Annotated in this window: 18 protein-coding genes and 1 tRNA gene; 6 read left to right on the forward strand and 13 right to left on the reverse strand. The window is 61.5% G+C overall.

Annotated features, from left to right (window positions below):
* Positions 1–8: 8 nt before the first annotated feature.
* Entirely contained in the window at positions 9–1,367 is a 1,359-nt protein-coding gene (locus AB1384_14695; protein ID MEW6555521.1) for a DUF58 domain-containing protein, read from the forward strand.
* Positions 1,313–3,556: a transglutaminaseTgpA domain-containing protein gene (locus tag AB1384_14700; GenBank protein MEW6555522.1), complete on the forward strand. Its 2,244-nt coding sequence runs from the start codon at positions 1,313–1,315 to the stop codon at positions 3,554–3,556. The genes AB1384_14695 and AB1384_14700 overlap by 55 nt, the downstream gene beginning before the upstream one ends.
* Here the strand turns inward: AB1384_14700 and AB1384_14705 are convergent.
* From AB1384_14705 to AB1384_14765, 13 genes are all read right to left on the reverse strand, one after another.
* A complete protein-coding gene (locus AB1384_14705; GenBank protein ID MEW6555523.1) occupies positions 3,553–4,548 on the reverse strand; it encodes an HD domain-containing protein in 996 nt (331 codons plus the stop codon). The genes AB1384_14700 and AB1384_14705 overlap by 4 nt on opposite strands.
* 369 nt (positions 4,549–4,917) lie before the next feature.
* Positions 4,918–4,994, reverse strand: a tRNA-Ile gene (locus AB1384_14710).
* Between the two features lie 511 nt (positions 4,995–5,505).
* Entirely contained in the window at positions 5,506–5,706 is a 201-nt protein-coding gene (locus AB1384_14715; protein ID MEW6555524.1) for a hypothetical protein, read from the reverse strand.
* 297 nt (positions 5,707–6,003) lie between these two features.
* A complete protein-coding gene (locus AB1384_14720; GenBank protein MEW6555525.1) occupies positions 6,004–6,660 on the reverse strand; it encodes a hypothetical protein in 657 nt (218 codons plus the stop codon).
* Positions 6,661–6,686: 26 nt separating this feature from the next.
* Positions 6,687–8,132 (reverse strand): RtcB family protein, encoded by a 1,446-nt coding sequence (locus AB1384_14725; protein MEW6555526.1) that lies wholly within the window; start codon positions 8,130–8,132, stop codon positions 6,687–6,689.
* Between the two features lie 32 nt (positions 8,133–8,164).
* Positions 8,165–8,563 (reverse strand): archease, encoded by a 399-nt coding sequence (locus tag AB1384_14730; GenBank protein ID MEW6555527.1) that lies wholly within the window; start codon positions 8,561–8,563, stop codon positions 8,165–8,167.
* A 14-nt stretch (positions 8,564–8,577) separates the two neighbouring features.
* A complete protein-coding gene (gene gyrA / locus AB1384_14735) occupies positions 8,578–11,073 on the reverse strand; it encodes a DNA gyrase subunit A (GenBank protein ID MEW6555528.1) in 2,496 nt (831 codons plus the stop codon).
* A gap of 31 nt (positions 11,074–11,104) precedes the next feature.
* Positions 11,105–13,024 carry a DNA topoisomerase (ATP-hydrolyzing) subunit B gene (gyrB, locus tag AB1384_14740; protein ID MEW6555529.1) on the reverse strand — a complete coding sequence of 640 codons (1,920 nt, stop codon included), beginning with the start codon at positions 13,022–13,024 and terminating at the stop codon, positions 11,105–11,107.
* A gap of 197 nt (positions 13,025–13,221) precedes the next feature.
* A complete protein-coding gene (locus AB1384_14745; protein ID MEW6555530.1) occupies positions 13,222–13,527 on the reverse strand; it encodes a DUF721 domain-containing protein in 306 nt (101 codons plus the stop codon).
* Positions 13,524–14,564: a DNA replication and repair protein RecF gene (recF, locus tag AB1384_14750; protein MEW6555531.1), complete on the reverse strand. Its 1,041-nt coding sequence runs from the start codon at positions 14,562–14,564 to the stop codon at positions 13,524–13,526. Before recF ends, AB1384_14745 begins: the two co-directional genes overlap by 4 nt.
* A 21-nt stretch (positions 14,565–14,585) precedes the next feature.
* Positions 14,586–15,683 (reverse strand): DNA polymerase III subunit beta, encoded by a 1,098-nt coding sequence (gene dnaN / locus AB1384_14755; GenBank protein ID MEW6555532.1) that lies wholly within the window; start codon positions 15,681–15,683, stop codon positions 14,586–14,588.
* A 245-nt stretch (positions 15,684–15,928) separates the two neighbouring features.
* Complete coding sequence (dnaA, locus tag AB1384_14760) at positions 15,929–17,272, reverse strand: chromosomal replication initiator protein DnaA (GenBank protein ID MEW6555533.1); 1,344 nt, start codon at positions 17,270–17,272, stop codon at positions 15,929–15,931.
* 48 nt (positions 17,273–17,320) lie between these two features.
* Positions 17,321–18,079, reverse strand: coding sequence for an ATP-binding protein (locus AB1384_14765; GenBank protein MEW6555534.1), 759 nt, complete (start codon positions 18,077–18,079; stop codon positions 17,321–17,323).
* Positions 18,080–18,603: 524 nt separating this feature from the next.
* Between AB1384_14765 and rpmH the strand changes: the two genes are divergently transcribed.
* The 4 genes from rpmH to AB1384_14785 form a co-directional block, all read left to right on the forward strand.
* Positions 18,604–18,738 carry a 50S ribosomal protein L34 gene (gene rpmH, locus AB1384_14770; protein MEW6555535.1) on the forward strand — a complete coding sequence of 45 codons (135 nt, stop codon included), beginning with the start codon at positions 18,604–18,606 and terminating at the stop codon, positions 18,736–18,738.
* 7 nt (positions 18,739–18,745) lie between these two features.
* Positions 18,746–19,084, forward strand: coding sequence for a ribonuclease P protein component (gene rnpA / locus AB1384_14775; GenBank protein MEW6555536.1), 339 nt, complete (start codon positions 18,746–18,748; stop codon positions 19,082–19,084).
* Entirely contained in the window at positions 19,065–19,304 is a 240-nt protein-coding gene (gene yidD / locus AB1384_14780; GenBank protein ID MEW6555537.1) for a membrane protein insertion efficiency factor YidD, read from the forward strand. Before rnpA ends, yidD begins: the two co-directional genes overlap by 20 nt.
* 6 nt (positions 19,305–19,310) lie before the next feature.
* Positions 19,311–20,186: YidC/Oxa1 family membrane protein insertase (locus AB1384_14785; GenBank protein MEW6555538.1), on the forward strand; the 876-nt coding region annotated here is incomplete at its 3' end.

Here is a 20,186-nt window from a genome sequence, read left to right on the forward strand (position 1 = left end):
AGGTCCCCTTGTTCTTCTCCCGTTCCATGCTCACCCTGGCGCTCTCCCTGTCCATGGTGCTCATCGGCATCAACGCCCAGTCCGGGTGGCTGTTCTGGCTGGCGGGGCTGCTCCTGGCGGCCGTGCTCGTCTCCTGGTCCATATCCCTGTTCGAGGTGAGGCGGCTCTCCCCGGTACGGCGCCATCCCCCGGAGATAGACGAGGAGGAGCAGCTGCGCATCGCGCTGGAGGTCCGTAACGGCGGCCATCTCTCCCGCAACCTCATCGCGGTCATCGACGAGGACCCCGCGGCGGACGGACCGTACAAACGGCCGCGGCTGAAGCCCGGGCGCAAGACCCTGCGGGAGCACCTGAAGGACCCCTCGCCGCCCGAGAAGGGGTCGCCCGCATCCAGCGGCGGCCGCGCCGCTTTTCTCGTCCCCCGCATCCCGGCGGGGGGCACCGTGTCTCTCTCCTACCGGCGGGGAAAGCTACGCCGGGGGGTCTACGAGAACTGGCCCTGCTTCTTCTACTCCGAGGGCATCATCGGGCTGGCCCGGCACAGCAGCCGCACCCATCCCGCATCGCGGCTCGTCGTCCTTCCCCACTATGCTGAACTCGGCACCTTCCCCCTGGTAGACTCGTTCCTCCACCCGCAGAAGACGCCGCGCGAGTATTCCGGCAAGAAGGGAGCCGGCATAGACTATTACGGCGTGAGGGAGTTCCGCTCCGGCGATCCCCTCCGCCACGTGCACTGGAGGACCACGGCGCGGCGGGGCGAGCTGGTGGTCAGGGAGTTCGAGCGGGAGACCGGGACTCCCCTGGTGGTGCTGGTAGACAACCGTGTGCGCAAGAGCCCCCGCGCGGACTTCTCGACCCTCCTGGACGCCGAGGCCCGCCTCGCGGCCAGCATCGTGCACTACGCGCACTATGCCGGCCATCCCGTGACCCTTGTCGCCTTTCGCGGCGAGGTCCCCGAGCCCTATGACGTGCCCGGCTTCCGCGCTGCCCTGCGGTGGCTGGCGGCGCTGCAGCCGAGCAGCGGAGGCGGCCTGGAGGAGCAGGCGGAGGGGCTGTGGCCCGAGCTCGCGCCGGGCTGTTTCTTCTGCTGCATCACCCCGGCGCGCGGGCTGGACACGGGCCGTTTCGCGGCCGCCCTGCCCCAGATGTGCCACACCGCCCTGGTGCTCGTCGATCCCATCTCGCACAACGGCAACGGCCCCTCCGGCAAGTCAGCGTTCAGCCCCGAGCAGATAGTATCCAGCCTCGCGGAGGCGCCCTTCGCGGGGCTGTTCAGCGTCTCGTTGTTCCACAAAGGCGATGATCTGAGAAGATGTCTGGAAAAACCGTTGATTATCTGCGGCGACTTAATGCCCCGAGGGAGATAGAGGACTCCCGGCCCCTGCGTCTCGCGGTCTGGGCGGCGGTGGTCATCTCCGTCATCGCCCTCGCCCCGCAAGGGGTCAGCAGCCAGGCCCTGGTCCTCTCCTCCGTGGCCCTGATCACCCTGGGCTCGTTCCTGAGCTGGCGCCGCAGGTACCGCTCAAACCTGGCGGTGAAAGTGGTGATCATGGTCCTCACCGTCGCGGCCCTGGCGTCCTTCTTGCGCCAAGTCTCCATGCAGCCCTTCGACCCCCGCACCCCCCTGGCCGAACTCTTTGTCTGGGTGCAGGTGCTGCACAGCTTCGACCTGCCGCGGGGCAAGGACCTCCTGCTGTCGCTGGTTAGCTCCCTAATACTCCTGGCCCTGGCGGGTTCTTTCTCCCTCTCCGCGTCCTTCGGCCTCATCGTACTGCTCTGGCTCGCCGCGGCCATACCGGCCCTCTACTTCCTGCAGCTCTCGCGCCTGCGCGACCTGTCGGCGGAATCGGAGCGCTCCACCCTCCCCGGGGCCTCGGCGAGATACGTGGTGGTGATGCTGGTGGCGCTGGTGGTCGTTGTGTCCCTCAGCGGCCTCGCCGTGGGGGCCTTTATGCCCCGCGTCTCCACCAATTACCTGCGCTCGCTGCCCTATTCCATCCGCAGGGCGCTCTTCTCCTCCGAAGGCTACAGCTTCTCGAACCCCGGCTATCCCGACCTCCCGTCCCGGCCCCCGGACAGCGCCCTGGAGATGAACCCGGAGGCCTATTTCGGCTTCGGCACCTTCCTCGACCTGCGCACCCGCGGGACCATGGTGGACATGCCGGTGATGAAGGTGCGCTCCACGGAGCCCGCCTACTGGGGCGGCATGTCCTTCCAGGAATATAACGGCTATGCCTGGGTCAACCCGGAGGAAGAGCCGGACGTATTGAGGACCTCGAACCAGCCCTTTGCCATCGGCTACGGCCCGGACCAGCCCCACGCCTCCAGGCGCACCATCGTCCAGACCTACTACCTCGAGGCGGAACAGCCGAACGTCATCTTCGCCGCTTGGAGGCCGGAGGTGCTCTATTACCCGTCCGATTTCATCTTCCAGGGCGCCTCCGGCCTCAAGAGTCCCTTCATCCTCGACGACGGCCTGGTGTACAGCGTCATATCGCGCGAGATCGTCTCCGGCGATATCCCCACCACCGTCTCGCTGGAGGCGAAGGGCGATTTGCTCCGGCCCTTCCTGGACCTGCCGCAGGTGCCGGACCGCGTACGGGCTCTAGCCGGCGAGATCACCCCCAGCGGGGCCGGCCCCTACGCCCGCGCCCTCGCCATCGAGGACTTCCTCAAGGACGCATACGAGTACTCGCTGGACGTGCCGCCCCTCCTGGAAGGCGCCGATGCCGTCGATTATTTCCTCTTCGAGGAGCAGCGCGGTTACTGCGAGCATTTCGCCAGCGCTTACGCCGTCCTCTGCCGCCTCAACGGCGTGCCCGCCCGCGTGGTCACAGGCTACGCGACAGGGGAGCGCAACCCCTTCACCGGGCTCTACGAGGTTAGCCTGGACGACGCGCACGCCTGGGTAGAGATCTACATCGAGGGCATCGGGTGGCTCACGCGCGAGCCCACCCCCGGCTTTGCGCTGCCCGAGGCCGGCGAGGGCATGGGCGCCCTGTGGATCTTCCGCGACTTCCTCTCCTGGATGGGCCGTACCTTCTCGGCGCTGCTGCCGGGCTCGCTGCGCTCGGCCCTGAAGGCGGGCCTTACCGCCATTGTTTCAAGCGCCGCCTCCCTGGTGGGCGGCATCATCTACTCGGTGCGCGAGGCGCCGTGGCTGCTTACGCTGCTGGCGCTGGTGTTGCTGGTTCTTCCCCTGGCGCTGCTGGCGCGCAGGCTCGGGAGGCACGCCAAGGCGCCGCCCCATGCGCAGGACGGCCCCCTCCTCGCCATGCGGGACTTCCTCGCCGCCCTCGCTTCCCTGGGCTTCGAGCGGGGGCGCAGCCAGACGGCCGGGGAGTTCATCGCGGGGCTCCGCGCGGCGGTCCCCGGGCTGGACCTCTCCGGGGAACTGCTCCTCTTCGAGCAGGCGCGTTACGGTCGGCAGAAGCTGCCGGAGGACGATGTCCGGCGCCTCGAACAGGGCCTTTCCGCCGCCCTGGAGCAGGTGAGACTGCAGTTGAAGCCACGCTCCACCCGGCGCGGCCGCGGGGGCTGGCAAGGCCGCCCTTAGCGGGGCACGTCCTCTTCCAGGTCCAGTTCCATCTCCTGGCTCATGGCCCGGGGCACGTAAAGCGGGCGCTTGAAGAGGTTGCGCATGTCGGTCCAGGGGGAATCGCCGCCCGAGGCTCTCGCCACTATCTCGCGGTAGCTGTTGACCTTGGCGTCGAGGTTGTCCACGTGGTGCAGGACGATGGCCTCCAGCGTCTTGGGCCGCTTGGGTGATCCCCACTCCAGCTCCCCGTGGTGGCTGAGGACGGCGTGGCGCAGGCGCAGGGCCAGCTCCGGCGGGAACCCGGACAGGGCCGCGATGCGCTCCCGGATCATCTCGTCCGAGAGCAAGAGGTGGCCGAGGAACCTGCCGGCGTCGCTGAAGTCGATGGTGCGGTCGTAATCCAGCTCTTCGGTCTTGCCGATGTCGTGCAGGGCCGCGGCCGCTATGAGGAGGTCGCGGTCGATGTCCGGGTAGAGGTCACAGAGCATGCGGCAGATGCGCACGGTGGTCGCCGTGTGCTCCAGCAGCCCCCCCAGGTAGGGGTGGTGGTAGTTCTTGGCGGCCGGCGCGGCGGTAAACCTGCGCATGAACTCCGCGTCGTTGAAGAAGGCGAGCAGCAGGCCCTTGAGGTGAAAGTCCCGCACCTCGTCCAGGGCCTGGCGCAACTCCCCCTCGAGCTCCGTGCGGTCGGTGCCCACCACGCGCAGGAAGTCCCCGGCGTCCACCTCGTCGTCTCCGCAGCGGCGCAGGGAACTCACCACCACCTGCAGCTGGTCGCGGTATTTCTCCACCCTCCCGCACACCGCGACGTAGTCCTTCTCGGCGAAGGCGTCCTTGTAGCGGCTCACCCCGTCCCAGAGGCGGGCGTCGATCTTGCCGCTCTTGTCCGCCAGCTCCAGCGCCAGGTACGGCGCGCCGGCCTTGGTCTTGCGCTGCTCCTTGCGCGACACGATGAAGGCGCTCTTCACCTCCGCGCCCGGCTCCAGCTCCTTTATCAGCTGCTTGGCCAACTCGTCCTCCCTCGCTCGCGGCACCCCTTCTATATCTTCTTTTCCGCCTGAGCTTTTCCTCCGCTATGCGGTCCGGGCCGCAGTCACCCACCGCGTGCGGGGCTTTCACAGACGGCGCTAGCGCGCCTGCCCGGCGGTCTTCTTCACTTGGAAAGCTCGTCCCGGCGGATGCCGCGCCAGTGCACGGCCCTCGGGGCTCCGCTCTCACCCTTCGCTCCCATCATAGCCTCCGCCGCTGACACCACCCCGCTCCGACCAATCACCCGCAGGGTGGTGCCAGGATTCATCCTGGCACCACTGCCCATTACCTCCCACCCCCGCCCCATGCACGAGGAAAGCCCGGGGGTTCCGCCCCCCGGGCTGCTGTCCTGGTGGGCCTAACTGGATTTGAACCAGTGACCTCACGCTTATCAGGCGTGCGCTCTAACCAACTGAGCTATAGGCCCTCGCAATCAAAGATTATAGCCATATACTATTCCCTTAACAAGAAAAGCGGGCGGGCAAGCCTTCTCCCAGAATATGTTTAATCTTATCTGGTCAGAGTCATGGGTATGGAAACCCTATCGCTCTCAAATATTTTCTTTAGCCTATAGTCCGAAGCTGTTATTGCATAATCGCATCGGAAGCGAGCGCGATAAGAGTAGCAGCACTCTTTGCCTTTTCGGGTACGATCACCCTGAAGCTCTTTCCGATTTTTCTAATCATATAGACAATCTTCTCGGCGACATCATGTCGCCACAGGGGCTTTGAATGAACAGGTCGATATCTGAGTCTTGTGTGGTATCGCTGAGAAGGTCTCCGAGCGGCGTAATGTCTTCATTAGAAATACCGCTAGATTGAAGCTCTATATTTGTGAAATAGACCGGCAGCTTTCTGCCGGTATCGCTTTGGATATCCCTTATCGCTTGTTATCTTCGATATCGTTCAGCGTTTCTTGAGTAGAATAAGGGAGTTTGCTCAGGGGTGTCTGAACTGCACATCTTTGGGAATGGATTTCTTTCTGGGGTCCGATTCCACGTTTTCTGGCCAGAAACTCCCTGACTCGCACAGCTCTCTGAACCTTCTCGAATCATTCTTAAATTTGTTGATGCTCTCGATTAGGCTGGGGTTCTCTTGTCTCGTTTTTCCTATTAACACCATGAACTCTTCATCGCTCATTTTCTTCCCCCCGTTTCATGCTGTTTCGCTATTCTACCAGAAAGGTGAGACAATCCTTCTCTCAGAACATCGGCCTTCCATACCCAAGGAAGCAAACGATACCATGGTCATCCCCTTCCGCTCAATTGGGAACCCATAATTGGGAACCTTTGATACATATATCGCGTTAACGAAATCGCCCGTTGGTTTTACACACTATCAACAATATGTTGTGCAAAAACCTCTATGCTTACACTATATATTGTGCTTATTAATGCTATCGTCTGGGGCGCCCGCGTCCCCGCCGGCATTAGGCGCCTACTCCGTGGCGGCAAAGCCCTCGGGGGGCTGGAAGTTGGCGGCCGACACCTGGCCGACGCGCCGGTACTCCCACCTTATCTCCTTGAGGGTCCCGCGCTCGCCCTCCGCCAGCCATGAGCCGGGCAGGTATTGTGGCCCGTCCAGGTAGGCCTTGACGGACCTGCCGTCCGAGGTGTCCATGCGGAATTCCGGCCCCGACCAGAACTGCTCCAGCTCGAAATAGGGCTCCATGACCAGGCCGGGCATGAACCCCGCCTTGAGCAGGGCCTCGTCCCGGCTCAGGGGCTCGTAGGTCCGGCGCGACAGGCTCACCAGCCAGCCCTCCCCGCTGCCGTCGTTGTAGATGACCATGCGCGAGGTGTCCTCCAGGATGAGACGGAAGGACCCGTTCGAGTAGATGCCCACGCCCTGCACCACGCCGTCGTCGGTCCCCTTCACCTGGTAACTGCCCTCGAAGGTGATGCGCATGGACTGCTCCCGCGGAGGGCCCTGCGCGCCTTCTCCCCCGCCGCACCCCGCCGCGGGCGCGGCGGCCAGTACCAGGGCGACCAGCAGCGTGGCGGCGCGCCTGCCACCCACCCGGCGGCATGCCCCGTCCGGGCGCTCCCCCACCCCCGTCTCGTGGCTGCTTTCTCCGCCGTCGCCTCTCGCCATCGCTCCGTCCCCGTTCCTGCCTGGCCTCAGCCCTTCATCACCGCCAGGGGGCGCAGGCGGGCCACCACTCGCGACAGTCCCGCCCCCTCGCAGACCCTCACCACCTCGCCGACGTCCTTGTAGGCCTCGGGCGCCTCCTCGGCCAGGCCCGCCAGGCGGTCCGCGCGTACCATTATCCCCTTTTTCTCCAGCCTGCCCAAGAGCTCTTCGCCGCGGACCTGCTTTCTCGCCGCCTTGCGGCTCATGGCCCTTCCCGCCCCGTGGCAGGTCGAGCCGAAGCTCTTGCGCAGCGCCTCTTCGCTCCCCACCAGCACGTACGAGCACGTGCCCATGTCTCCCGGGATGATCACCGGCTGTCCGGTCTCCGCGAACCTCCTCCCCACCTCGGGGCGGCTGCCCGGGAAGGCGCGCGTCGCCCCCTTGCGGTGCACGATCAGCTCCCGTGCCCCGCCGGCCACCTCGTGCCGCTCCGCCTTGGCCAGGTTGTGGGAGACGTCGTAGAGCAGTTCCATCCCCAGCTCCCGCGCCCCGGCCTTGAACACCTTCTCGAAACACTCGCGGACCCAGTGGGTGATGGCCTCGCGGTTGCACATGGCGAAGTTGGCGGCGCAGGCCATGGCCCCCAGGTAGTCCTGCCCCTCGCGGGAGCGCACCGGGGCGCAGACCAGTTGCCGGTCGGGAAGGCTGTAGCCGAACCGCCCCAGGGCGGCGCCCATGGTCTCGATGTAGTCGCTGCACACCTGGTGTCCCAGTCCGCGCGACCCCGAGTGCGCCATCACCACCACCTGCCCCGGGAAGAGGCCCATCTTCTCCGCCGGCGGACGCGCCTCGTCCACCACCTGTATCTCAAGGAAATGATTACCAGACCCCAGGGTGCCCACCTGGTCGCGCCCGCGCGCGAAGGCGCGATCGCTGACCTTGGCCGGGTCGGCCCCGGGGTAGCAGCCGCCCTCCTCCATGGCCTCGAGGTCCTCTTCCCACCCGATGCCCCTGGCCACCAGCTCCGCCGCGCCATCCCTCATCAGCCTCTCCATCTCCCGGCGCTCCAGGCGCAGCCTGCCCCGGGTGCCCAGGCCCTTGGGCACGCTGGCGTTGAGGAGGTCGATGACCTCGCGCAGCCTGCCCTTGACCTCCGTATGGGCGAGACCGGTCTTGAGCAGGCGGACGCCGCAGGAGATGTCGTACCCCACCCCGCCGGGGGACACCACACCTTCCTCGCGGTCGGTCGCCGCCACCCCGCCGATGGGAAAGCCGTATCCCCAGTGGATGTCGGGCATGGCCATGGACGCCCCGACTATCCCCGGCAGGCAGGCCACGTTCGCGACCTGCTGCAGGGCGTTGTCCCGGTCAGCCTTCTCCAGCAGCTCGCGGTCGGCGAAGACGACCCCGGGGACGAGCATGCCATCCCGCGCCCCAACGGGTATCTCCCAGGTGAAGTCGTCCACCATCTCCATGGTGTCCAGAAAACCCATCGCCACCGCCCCTAACGGGTGTCGCTCTCTTTTCAGACGTCGAAGATAACCTGGGCGGCCCAGCGCCCCCCGGCCTCTCCCAGCTCCAGCAGGTGATAGGTGGGCGCCTTTATCTCCATCTTGAGCCCGTGCCTCGCAGCGTCCAGGGGTTCCCCCGCGCCCCATCCGGCCACCGCCGCTCCGTTGCAGGAAACGACCCCGAACGAGTTGAAGGCCCACCCCTCGGCCTCCACCTTGAAGAGGATCTCCGAGAGCCAGGCCACCAGGAGGGATCCGCCGTCCCTGCCCCGCGCGGATAACTCCGCGCGATGCCGCGGTTTAACCCTCTCGGGCTCGAGCATTAGAGACATCATGCCCAGGGCGCAGTTCTCGAAGGCTTCCGCCATGCTGCCGCCGTATGCGCGGATGCCCACGTCCGAGGTGTGCTCCACGACCTCAAAACGTTTCAGGCCTCTTCCCCCTGAGCCTCCATAACGGCCTCTTGCTCCGCTTCGGCTTCCTCGTCGGGCAGCCCCTCCTGGGATGCGAGCTGGGCGATGGACGCGACCGCGTCCTCCGAGTCCAGCTTCATAACCCTCACCCCCTGGGTGGCGCGCCCCATGCGCGAGATGTCGTCTATGGACATGCGGATGACCACACCCTCCACCGACACCGCCATCAGCTCCTGGTTCTCCTTGACCACGCGCGCGCCGACCAGCAGCCCCTTGCCGTCGGCGAAGGTGATGGTGCGCACCCCCTTGCCGCCGCGGCGGTGCTTGGGGTATTTCGAGATGGCGGTCCTCTTGCCGTAACCCAGCTCCGTGATGACGAAGAGGTCTGCGTCCTCCGAGGCTATCCCCATGGCGATGACCTCGTCGCCCGGGCCCAGGTTCATGCCCTTGACGCCCCTGGTATCTCGCCCCATGGGGCGGCAGTCCGCCTCGGCGAAACGGATGGCCTGCCCGCCGCGGGTCACCAGCACCAGGTCGCTGTCGCCGTCGGTAAGGCGGGTGTCGATGGCCTCGTCCCCCTCCACCAGGCTGATGGCGATGAGGCCGTCCTTGCGCGGCGAGTCGTAGCTCTTGAAGGCGGTCTTCTTGATCATGCCCTGGCGGGTGGCCATGACCAGGAAGGCGTCCTCGGGATAATCGCGGGTGGCGATGACCGAGCATATCTTCTCCCCGGAGGCCAGCGGCAGCAGGTTCACCAGGGCATGGCCCCGCGCCGCCCGCGAGCCCTCGGGCAGTTCGTATACCTTGAGGCGGTATGCCTTTCCCCGGTTGGAGAAGAAGTGGATGTAGTGGTGGGTGGAGGCGACGAAGAGGTGCTCGACGAAGTCGCCCTCCTTGAGGTTCATGCCCATCACCCCGCGGCCGCCCCTCCTCTGGGTGCGGTAGGTGGTTATAGGCAGCCTCTTCACGTAGCCCGAATGGGTGATGGTCACCACCACCTCCTCCTCCGCGATGAGGTCCTCGATCTCCAGGTCCTCATAGTCGGGGATGATCTCGGTGCGACGGGGATCGGCGAAACGCTTCTTGATGGCCTGAAGCTCCTCGACGATGATGGCCTTGAGCTTGCTCTCGTCGGCCAGGATCTCCTTGAGACGCGCGATCTCCTTCTTCAGCTCCTTGTGCTCTTCCTTGACCTTCTCCCGCTCCAGCCCGGTCAACCTCTGCAGGCGCATGTCCAGGATGGCCTGGGCCTGCTCCTGGCTGAGCTTGAACTGCTTCATCAGGCCCTTGCGGGCGTCATCCACGGTGCGCGACTTACGGATCAGCGCGATGACCTCGTCCAGGTGGGCCAGCGCGATGAGCAGCCCCTCCAGGATATGGGCGCGCTTCTCGGCCTTGTCCAGGTCGAACCGGGTGCGCCTGGTGACCACCTCCACTTGGTGCTCGATATAGCCGGCCAGGGCCTCTCTTAGGTTGAGGGTACGCGGCACGCCGCCCACCAGGGCGATCATGATGATGCCGAAGGAGTCCTGCAGTTGGGTATGCTTGTAGAGGTGGTTCAGCACCACCTGGGGGGCGGCGTCCTTGCGCAGCTCCACCACCAGCCGCATGCCGGCGCGGTCGCTCTCGTCGCGCAGGTCGGAGACGCCCACCAGCTTCTTCTCCCTCACCAGCTCCGCGATCCTCTCGGTCAGGCGCGACTTGTTCACCTGGAAAGGGATCTCGGTGACCACGATGCTGGAGCGGCCGGCCTTGTTCTGTTCGATGTGCGCCTTGCCCCGGACCTTGATCACGCCACGGCCGGTCTCGTACGCTTCCCGCAACCCCTCGTGCCCCATGACCATCCCCCCGGTGGGGAAATCCGGGCCTTTGACCAGCTTCATGAGCTCACGGACCTCTATGTCCGGATCCTTGATGACGGCGACGGCCGCGTCGATCACCTCGCCGAGATTGTGGGGAGGGATGTTGGTGGACATGCCCACGGCGATGCCCGAAGAGCCGTTGGCCAGCAGGTTGGGAAAGCGTGAGGGCAGCACCGACGGCTCCTGCAGCGACTCGTCGTAGTTAGGCACGAAGTCCACAGTTTCCTTGTCGATGTCGCGCAGCATCTCCATGCTGATGGCCGACAGCCTGGCCTCGGTGTAGCGCATGGCCGCCGCGCTGTCCCCATCGATGGAGCCGAAGTTGCCGTGGCCGTCCACCAGCTCGTAGCGCGAGGAGAAGTCCTGGGCCATCCTCACCAGGGTGTCGTAGATGGCGGCGTCGCCGTGGGGGTGATACTTCCCCATCACGTCCCCGACCACCCGGGCGGACTTGCGGTGGGGCCGGGTGGGGGCGAGGTTCTGCTCGTACATGCCGTAGAGTATCCTGCGGTGCACGGGCTTGAGCCCGTCCCTGACGTCGGGCAGGGCGCGGCCCACGATCACGCTCATGGCGTAATCCATGTAGGAGCTGCGCATCTCCTCGTCTATGTCTATGGGCTTGATCTTTCCGGTAAGGGCTTGTACCATCTCTCCTCCTGGCGTAGGGCGGCCGGCCTGGTTATATGTCCAGGAAGCGGACGTTCTTGGCGTGCTTCTGTATGAACTGGCGCCTGGATTCCACGTCGTCCCCCATGAGGGTTGTGAATATCTCGTCGGCCACCACGGCGTCCTCGAGGTTGACGCGCATGAGGATGCGCTGCTCGGGGTTCATGGTCGTCTCCCACAGCTGCTCGGCGTTCATCTCCCCCAAGCCCTTGTAGCGCTGGATGTCGTACTTCTTGCCGCCGAACCGCTTGGTCAGTTCCTCCATCTCGGCGTCGTTATAGGCGTAGTAGTCCCTCTTCTCGCACGTTATGCGGTAGAGGGGGGGCTGGGCGATGTACACGTATCCCGCCTCGATCATCTCCCGCATGTAACGGAAGAAGAAGGTGAGGATGAGGGTGCGTATGTGGGCGCCGTCCACATCAGCGTCGGTCATGATGATGGCCTTGTGGTAGCGGGCCCTTTCGATGTCGAAGTCCTCGCCGATCCCCGTCCCGGAAGCGGAGACGATGGCCTGGATCTCGGTATTGTTGAGGATCTTGTGCAGGCGCGCCTTCTCCACGTTGAGGATCTTGCCTTTCAGGGGGAGGATGGCCTGGAAGCGCCGGTCCCTCGCCTGCTTGGCCGAGCCGCCGGCGGAGTCCCCCTCCACCAGGTAGATCTCACACATGGACGGGTCCCGCATGGTGCAATCGGCCAGCTTGCCCGGGAGAGAGGTGCTCTCCAGAAGCCCCTTGCGCCGCGTCAGCTCGCGCGCGTGGCGCGCGGCCATCCTGGCCTTGGAGGCGCCGATGACCTTGCTCGCGATGGCCTTGGCGTCGCCCGGGTTCTCCTCGAGCCATTCCGAGAGCCTGGCGTTGACCGTCGACTCCACGAACCCCTTTATCTCGGTGTTGCCCAGTTTGGTCTTGGTCTGGCCCTCGAACTGCGGCTCCTTGAGCTTGACGTTGATGATGGCGGCGAGACCCTCGCGCACGTCCTCCCCGATGAGGTTGTCCTCCTTCTCCTTGAGGAAGCCCTTCTTGCGCGCGTAATCGTTGACAACCCGGGTGAGGGCCGCCTTGAACCCCGCCAGGTGTGTTCCCCCCTCATGGGTGTTGATGTTGTTGGCGAAGGTGTAGATATTCTCGACGTACCCCCTGTTGTACTGCATGGATATCTCCACCTGCGCGCTCTCCTGCTCGGCGCTCATATAGATGGTCTTGCCGTGCAGGGGGTCCTTGGCGGCGTTTATGTGCTTGATAAAATCGACGATGCCGCCGTCGTAGCGGAAGGTCGCCACCTCGGGTGGTTCCTTGCGCTCGTCCTTTATCTCGATCCTCAGGCCGCGGTTGAGGAAGGCCATCTCCCGCATCCTCTGGGAGATGATGTCGAAGTCGAATTCCACGCTCTCGAACACGTCCGGGTCGGGGGCGAAGCTGATGATGGTCCCGGTGCGGCCGGTCTCCCCCACCACCTCGAGCCCGGTCACCGGCACGCCCTTCTCGTACCTCTGCTGATATACCTTGCCGTCCCTGCCCACCTCGAGGACGAGCCAGCTGGAGAGCGCGTTCACCACCGAGACGCCGACCCCGTGGAGGCCGCCGGAGACCCGGTAGACCTTGCTGCCGAATTTGCCGCCCGCATGCAGGGTGGTAAGTACCACTTCCGCCGCCGATTTCTTCTGCTTCTTCATGGTGCCGACGGGGATTCCCCTGCCGTCGTCCACGACGGTTATGGACCCGTCGGCATGTATGGTTATCCAGATGTTCTGACAGAAACCCGCCAGGCACTCGTCTATGCTATTGTCGACGACCTCGTATACCAGGTGGTGCAGGCCCCTGGGCCCGGTCGTCCCGATATACATGCTCGGTCTTTTTTTTACCGCCTCCAGTCCCTCCAGGACCGCTATGGAACTCTCGTCGTAGATGTCGGCTGTCTCGCTTGCTCCCGCCATATATCCTCCGTCCCGTCTCTATTCCTTCTCCGGCGCACGTTTTCAACAATCAAATTATATCATCCTCAGGCCTCTGATTTCGCCTGTTTTATATGGAAAAATGCCTCCCGAACGCCCTGCTCGTGGATTATCCGTTCTGATAAAAGTCCTGGTTATTTAGCTGGGGTGTCTCCGTTTCCTCGTCATCCTATAACCCTTCACATGAGGTTTAGTTTCTTGACCTTCACCCCCCTTATTTCGAGGCCGGTCTCCCTTTTTACCGCTGTTCTTATCTCCTCGTTGCGGAATAGCATATTCTGCACCTGTGCGTGGGAGCCCACCCCGACAAAGAGCCTGCCCCCCTCCAGCCGGTATGGCTTGGAGATCCGGGCTTCCTCCTCCCCCACGACCGCGCTCCAGGCCTCCCTGATTCGCAGCAGTTCATCAAGTTCCTTGAGCCCCTCGTCGTTCAGGAATTCCGCCATGGCCGTCTTCATGTCCCTGGGGTCGCCTGCTTCTTTCACGCTGGCTCCCCCCGGTCGAGCATGATCTTGCGGGCGTCCCCGAATTCCTGCATGTCGTCCGTGGAGGTGATCACGACCTGCTCCCAGCCCCTCAACTCCTCCATGAGCAGCTGCCGGTTCGTCTCGTCCAGTTCGGAGAGGCAGTCGTCCATGAGCAGCAGCGTCCTGCGGCTGGCCCCCTCTTTCAACAGTCTTGCCTGTGCCAGCCTCCACATTATCGCCACCAGCTTCTGCTCTCCCTGCGAACACTCCCTCCTCGCGTTTCTTCCCCCCGTGAGTATCAACAGCTCGTCACGGTGGGGGCCGGTGAGGGTCACCCCCCTGCGTATCTCCGCCTCCTCCATCCTCGATATCTTTTCCAGGGTCCTCTCCTCGTCAGCCACCTCTTCCCCCATGGAGGTGTAATATCTCAGCTCGATCTTCCCTTTCCCCCAGGCCTCCCCCAGGGTAGCCATCTCCCTCTGCATCTCCCGGATGGTTCGCATCCTCTCCAACACCATGGAGCTACCGTGCCGGTAAAGCAGCGTGTTCCAGTTCCTTATGAACTCTCTTCCCTTAACCCCTTTGCGCACCGCCCTTATGGCCTCGTTGCGCTGCTTGAGCACCCGCTGGTAGTCCCTCATCTCCTCCCGGTAGCCTTTCCTCGCTTCCTGGGTGACGTCGTCTAGATATCTCCTCCTGACCTCCGGGCCCGCCTTCACCATCCATATATCATCCGGCTGGAAGACGACCGCCCTTATCTCCTCGCTCTTTCCCGCCCACTGGGTCTTCCCTTCCCGGTTGATGACCGTCCTTATCCTCACCTCTCTTCCGATGTCGAACCTCCCCTCCACTACGGCTTCCTCTTCTCCGTCTTTAACCATGTCTCCCATATCGCAGTTCCGCATGGACCTTCCCTGCAGCAAAAAGAAAAGGGCCTCGAGAAGGTTTGTCTTCCCGCGCCCGTTATCCCCTATCACGGCGTTGATGCCGCCATTGAACTCAGCTCTAAAGCTGGGATAATTCCTGTAGTTCTCGAGCCTCAGCGTACCCGTCACGACAATATGACGTTTCCTCCCTCAAAGTCTGATTGGCATGATTATGTACGTAAAATCTTCCCGGTCTTTTTCTTTTATGATCCCCGGCTTAAGCGGCTCGGAGATCCCCATCACCACTTTCTCTCCATCTATGCTCTGCACGCCGTCCTCTAAAAACCTTCCATTGAAGGCTATCTCCATCTCCTCTCCCGTGTATTCGGCCGCAACACTCTCCTTCCCCTCCCCTATCTCCCTCGACTCGCTGGCCATGGTTATCCCGTCGCCCGATATATTCATCTTCACCGTACTACTTATCAGTGACGCTCTCTTCAACGCCCCCAACATCTCCTCTTTATCCACCTCCACCGACCTCTCCAGCCTCTCCGGTATAAATTGTCCATATTTGGGGAACTTTCCCTCTATAAGCCTTATGATATAATTCGACTCCCCCACATCGAATCTTACCTGCCCCCTGTTCTCATCGCGGTACATGCTTATCTTTCCCTTCTTTCCCGCGATCCTTGAAAAATTTGCCAGGGCGGAGGAAGGGATGATATACTGCCCTGTTTCCCTCACCACAAAACCCTCGCTCAAGTTACGTATGGCAAGCCGGTAGCTGTCAGTGCTCACCATCTTTATCTCTTTCTCCTCTATCTCCATGAGTATTCCTAGAAGGGTAGGCCTCTTTTCATCCCTGGAAGCCGCCTTTGCAACTTTCTGTACCGACGGAACAAATACTTCGGTTGCCATTTCTTCTATCACCGGCACTTCCACCACCGGCGCGTTCGGAAAATCCTCGACCGGCATGGTATACAGTTTTATGTTGCTCTTCTGACCCCTGATCATCACCTCGTTCCCTACTACTTCAACATCTATTTTTTCGTCCTTAAAATCCCTCAATATGTCCATGAGCACCTTCAAGCTGACCACACATTCGCCTGCCTGTTCCACGTTCGCGGCACAATTCGTGACCGCGTAGGATTCCAGGTCGGTCGCATGTACCACCAGTCCCTCTTCCGCGCTCTCTACCTTCACTCCGGAAAGTATGGGCATCATACCCTTGGCATTTGCCGAATATTGCACCGCCTGGACCGCGTTGAGCAAATCCTCTCTGAGAGAACTGAACTTCATCTCTTCCATACCTCCTGTCTTATTACAACTAACAATTAATATATTCTCTTTATCCGTATTCGTAGTAGGGAGTGTGCAAACTGTCTATAAGCCGTCCTTTTTGGCTGGTGAGGCTTGATCCGCCGGAGAATAAACCTGTTGAAAAGGTGTTCACATAAATGTGAACGGAAGGGGTTTTCAACAAGGTTTGAAGAAAAAAACCACATGGGTTGTGCACTAGAGATCCTTTTCCACAACTTAAGAACACGGTTTCCTCATCCCTGTTTTATCTTGTTTGTGAGTATTTGGACGGCATCGTATATATCTCTTTTCTCCTCCATCAACTGTTTTATCTTCTCGACGGAGTGGATGGTGGTGGAGTGGTGGCGCCCGCCAAAAGCATTGCTTATGGTCGGGAGGGACTCGTCCGTGAGTTCCCTGCACAGGTACATGCATATCTGGCGTGCGGTTACCAGGTGACGTGAACGGTTGGGGCTGGCTAGCTGGCTGACCGAGATATTGAAATAATCGGAGGTCACTTTCATGATGTTTCCTATGCTTATATCCTGGTTTTTTTCCTCTGGGAGTATGTCCCTCAATACATCCTTCGCCATCTCCGGGGTGATCGGTTCCTTGGTGAGGCTGGAATAGGCAACGACCCGAATGAGGGCCCCCTCGAGCTCACGGATGTTGGAATCGAATCGGGAGGCGATATAGTTGATGACCTCGTCAGGCACCTCTTTCTTGTCCAAGGCGGACTTTTTGCGCAGGATGGCGATGCGCGTCTCCAGTTCAGGAGGCTGAATATCGGTTATCAGCCCCCACTCGAACCTGGAGATGAGTCTCTCCTGCAAACCCGTGATCTCTTTGGGAGGACAATCGCTGGAGAGCACGATCTGCTTGTTGTTGTTGTGTAGGTCGTTAAAGGTATGAAAGAACTCCTCAACCGTCCTCTCCTTGTTGGCGAGGAACTGGATATCGTCGATGAGCAGCATGTCGATGGATCTATATCTCTTCTGGAAGGCAGGGATGCTGCTCGAGGTCAAGGAATTGATAAAGTCGTTCAAGAACTGTTCGGAGGACCTGTATAAGACCCTCATGTTCGGGTAGAGCCTCTTGGCATAGTGTCCTATGGAGTGCAGGAGATGGGTCTTGCCCAGGCCGACACCGCCGTAGATATATAGGGGGTTATAGGAAGTGGGGTTCTCGGATACGGAGAGGGCTGCGGCGTGGGCGAAACGGTTGCTCGCACCGATCACGAAAGTGTCGAAGGTGAGCCTGGGATTGAGGTCCCCTGACGTGGCTGCGACTTCCTCCTCGAGCAATATGTTTGTGTCGAGGTATACGGGATCGCGGCCACCCTTCTTGCGCCGGTCCTTCAGCACCACCCTTACCTGGTCGATGCCGGTAAACACCTCGGATACAACCTCTTGTATAAGGTTAAGGTATCTCTTGTCCACCCACTCCTTAGTGAAGTTGTTGTTGGTGTAAAGGATGAGCGTGGACCCCTCGACCTTTTCTGCATGGAGGTTCTTGAACCACATGGAGGAAGCATCCGTTGCGCGTTCCTGTATAGAGGTTCTGCATTTGTCCCATAAAAGGTTCGTCTTTGCCGACATCGGATCATCCCCCGGGGAGGGTCGCGGGTAAATTACAGCGCTATTCTATTACAGCGAGAGAAGACTCTGCAAGTATGACCTTCCCGCATCGGAAAGGAATCTTTTTCCAGAAGAGTTAACAAGAATAAGGCCAAAGTCCTGGAGTTTTACAAGATCGCGGTGGGCCGTACTGACGCCTATGTTCAGCTCAGAGGATACCTGCGAAGGGCCCAGGGATTCTCCCTCCGAGAGCAGGAAGAGGATGTTGTTCTGGCGTTGGGTCAGGCGCAGGCTGCCGGGGTCACCGGCATCGTCCTCCCAGGCAGACGGCGGTGCCGCGCCGGAGAGGACCATCCTGATATAGGTGCCGTTGCCGGGATCGGAATACACGAGGAGGTCGCCACCGCGGGAGCGCAGGTCCTCGCGGGCGAGGTGGAGACCGATACCAACCCCGCGTATGAGCGCACGGTGTTCCTCTCTGGCGGTGGAGTAGCCCAGGCCGAAAGCGAGATCCAGGCGAGAGATGCCCGGGCCGGTGTCTGAGAGATATATGCTGCCCCCCGGGGGATCGAGCACCACCGATACCGAACATGGCAGCGCATGGACCAGGTTGTCCGTCACCTCGCGCAAGGCGACCCCGGGTACCTCCAGTCCACGGTCGCGCAGCGCTCCCGAGATGAGCTCGGTGAGGCCGCGCGCGAACTCCAGGAAGTCCCCGCCCCCCACGTCGAGTATCTCGAAGGTACCGTCATCATCCGGGATGGCGACACGGGTGGGTGGGGGGTCCGGGAGCCGGGCACGGAGGGAAACAGCGTCCGCACCATCCAAGGTTTTTCACCACCCTTCTTGCTCAACAGGAAAAGACCAGGAAAACATGCCGGAAAGATTCGGGAAGGCGGAAAACAGGGTTATTATACACACGGAGGCCTTCCCCGCTTGCTGCGCTGAAAGCGCTGAACAACAAGGATACGTGCCGCTGGCGCGATGCGCCGCAAGGCCTTTGAACAGGGAATACAGGCTGTTTTGCACAGTTATTTCCACAATTGTTGAAAACCCTTCCCCACGATGTCAAAAATACTGACGGGTGACCAATTCGTAATTATAGCAACGCCGGAGCGAGCAGTTAAGGGGATATTTGCCGGAAAGCGGATGCAGCGCGGGAGGAAAGAGCCCGGTCAAACCGAGGGGGCTTGTGTGCGGGGCCCCACGAGCCGGGAAAGCGGCTGGCCGCGCGGCCCCGCCGGGAGGTGTTCCGGGATCGTGGGGCGGCCATACCGTGGCCTATCAGGAGGTTTATTTGACACCCCTTGGGGGCACGGATATAATTTTCATGCTTTTTTGGAGGTAAAGCCATGAAAAGGACGTATCAACCGAATACCAGAAAAAGGAAAAAGAACCACGGCTTCCGCAAGAGGATGAGCACCAGGTCTGGAAGGGCCATTCTTAAAAGGAGGAGGCAGAAGGGCAGAAAGAGGCTGAGTGCCTGAAGGCCCGATGGAAGCCCTGAAGAGAAGCCGTGATTTCAGTAGGGTGATAGATGGCGGAAGAAGGAAATATCTGGAAACCATCGTCGCCTACAGGCTCCCTAACCAGGAAGGAAAGACCCGCGTAGGCATCTCCGTCACCAGGAGGACCGGTGGAGGCAGCGTCCAGCGCAACCGAATCAAGAGAAGGATCAGGGAAGCTATCAGGAAAAACGCGTCATTGCTGCCCGTGGGAGAGGACATGGTATTCGTGGCGAGGCGAGGAATTGAGACGGCGGCCTACCAGGACATAGAGGGGGACATCATCACAGCGTTGGGGGGAAACCCGGGTGAGAAAGATAATCGTTAGGGCTTTGAGCAAGGCGATAAAGGCGGGAGTAAGAGGCTATCAGGTCCTGATCTCGAGCTGGCTGCCGCCGACCTGCCGCTTCTATCCTACCTGCTCACAGTATATGATCCAGGCCGTGGAGAGGTACGGCCCTTTTCGCGGAACCTGGATGGGCGTGCGCAGGCTGGCGCGGTGTCACCCCTGGAACGCCGGTGGGTATGACCCTCTACCGGAGGGATAGACCAGCATGAACATCTTTGGTGACATATGGAACTGGATCGTTGCGGGGCTGAACTGGCTGCTGCAGGCATTCTACGATCTTACCGGCAACTACGGCGTGGCCATAATCCTCCTCACCGTCCTGGTAAAGCTGATACTGTTGCCCCTCACCATCAAGCAGACCCGATCGATGATAGCCATGCAAAAGATCCAGCCGGAGATAAAGAAGCTGCAGGAGAAATACAAGGACGACAAGGAGAAGCTCTCTCAGGAGATGATGAAGTTCTATAAGGAGAACAAGGTCAACCCCCTCGGGGGCTGCCTCCCCCTCATCTTGCAGCTGCCGATATTCTTCGCCCTCTTCACCGTGCTCAGGAAGTACCTCCTGACCCCGCCCGCGAACATAATCGGCAACACCTATGGCGTGTTCACGACCGGGAGCGGCATATATGCTGGCGGCGTGCCCGCGGGGCTCGAGGGAGTGTTCTACAACATCCCCTTCAACAAAACGGCCAGCTTCCTGGGGGTAAACCTTGCCGACTCGGTGAGAATAGCCAACCTGGCGGCGGTGATAATCCTCCTGGGGCTCCTCGGGCTTACCACCTGGTACTCCCAGAAGCAGGTGATGACCGACCCCAGGCAGAAGAACATGATGATAATAATGCCTCTGATCACGGTGTTTATCGGCTGGAGCCTCCCCGCCGGGGTGGTGATCTACTGGCTCACCACCAATGCCCTGCAGATCGCCCAGCAGTTCGCCCTGGAATACTACGACAAGAAGCACCCCCGGGAGGAGCCCAAGGTAACGGACAAGAAGACAACGCAGGACAAGGCGTCCGCCAAGGACAGGAAGGAACCGCCGGGCAAAGGCCAGGCCACGCCGCCGGCCAAGAAGAAGCCAAGT

The organism is Actinomycetota bacterium (assembly GCA_040757835.1).
GTDB lineage: Bacteria > Actinomycetota > Geothermincolia > Geothermincolales > RBG-13-55-18 > SURF-21.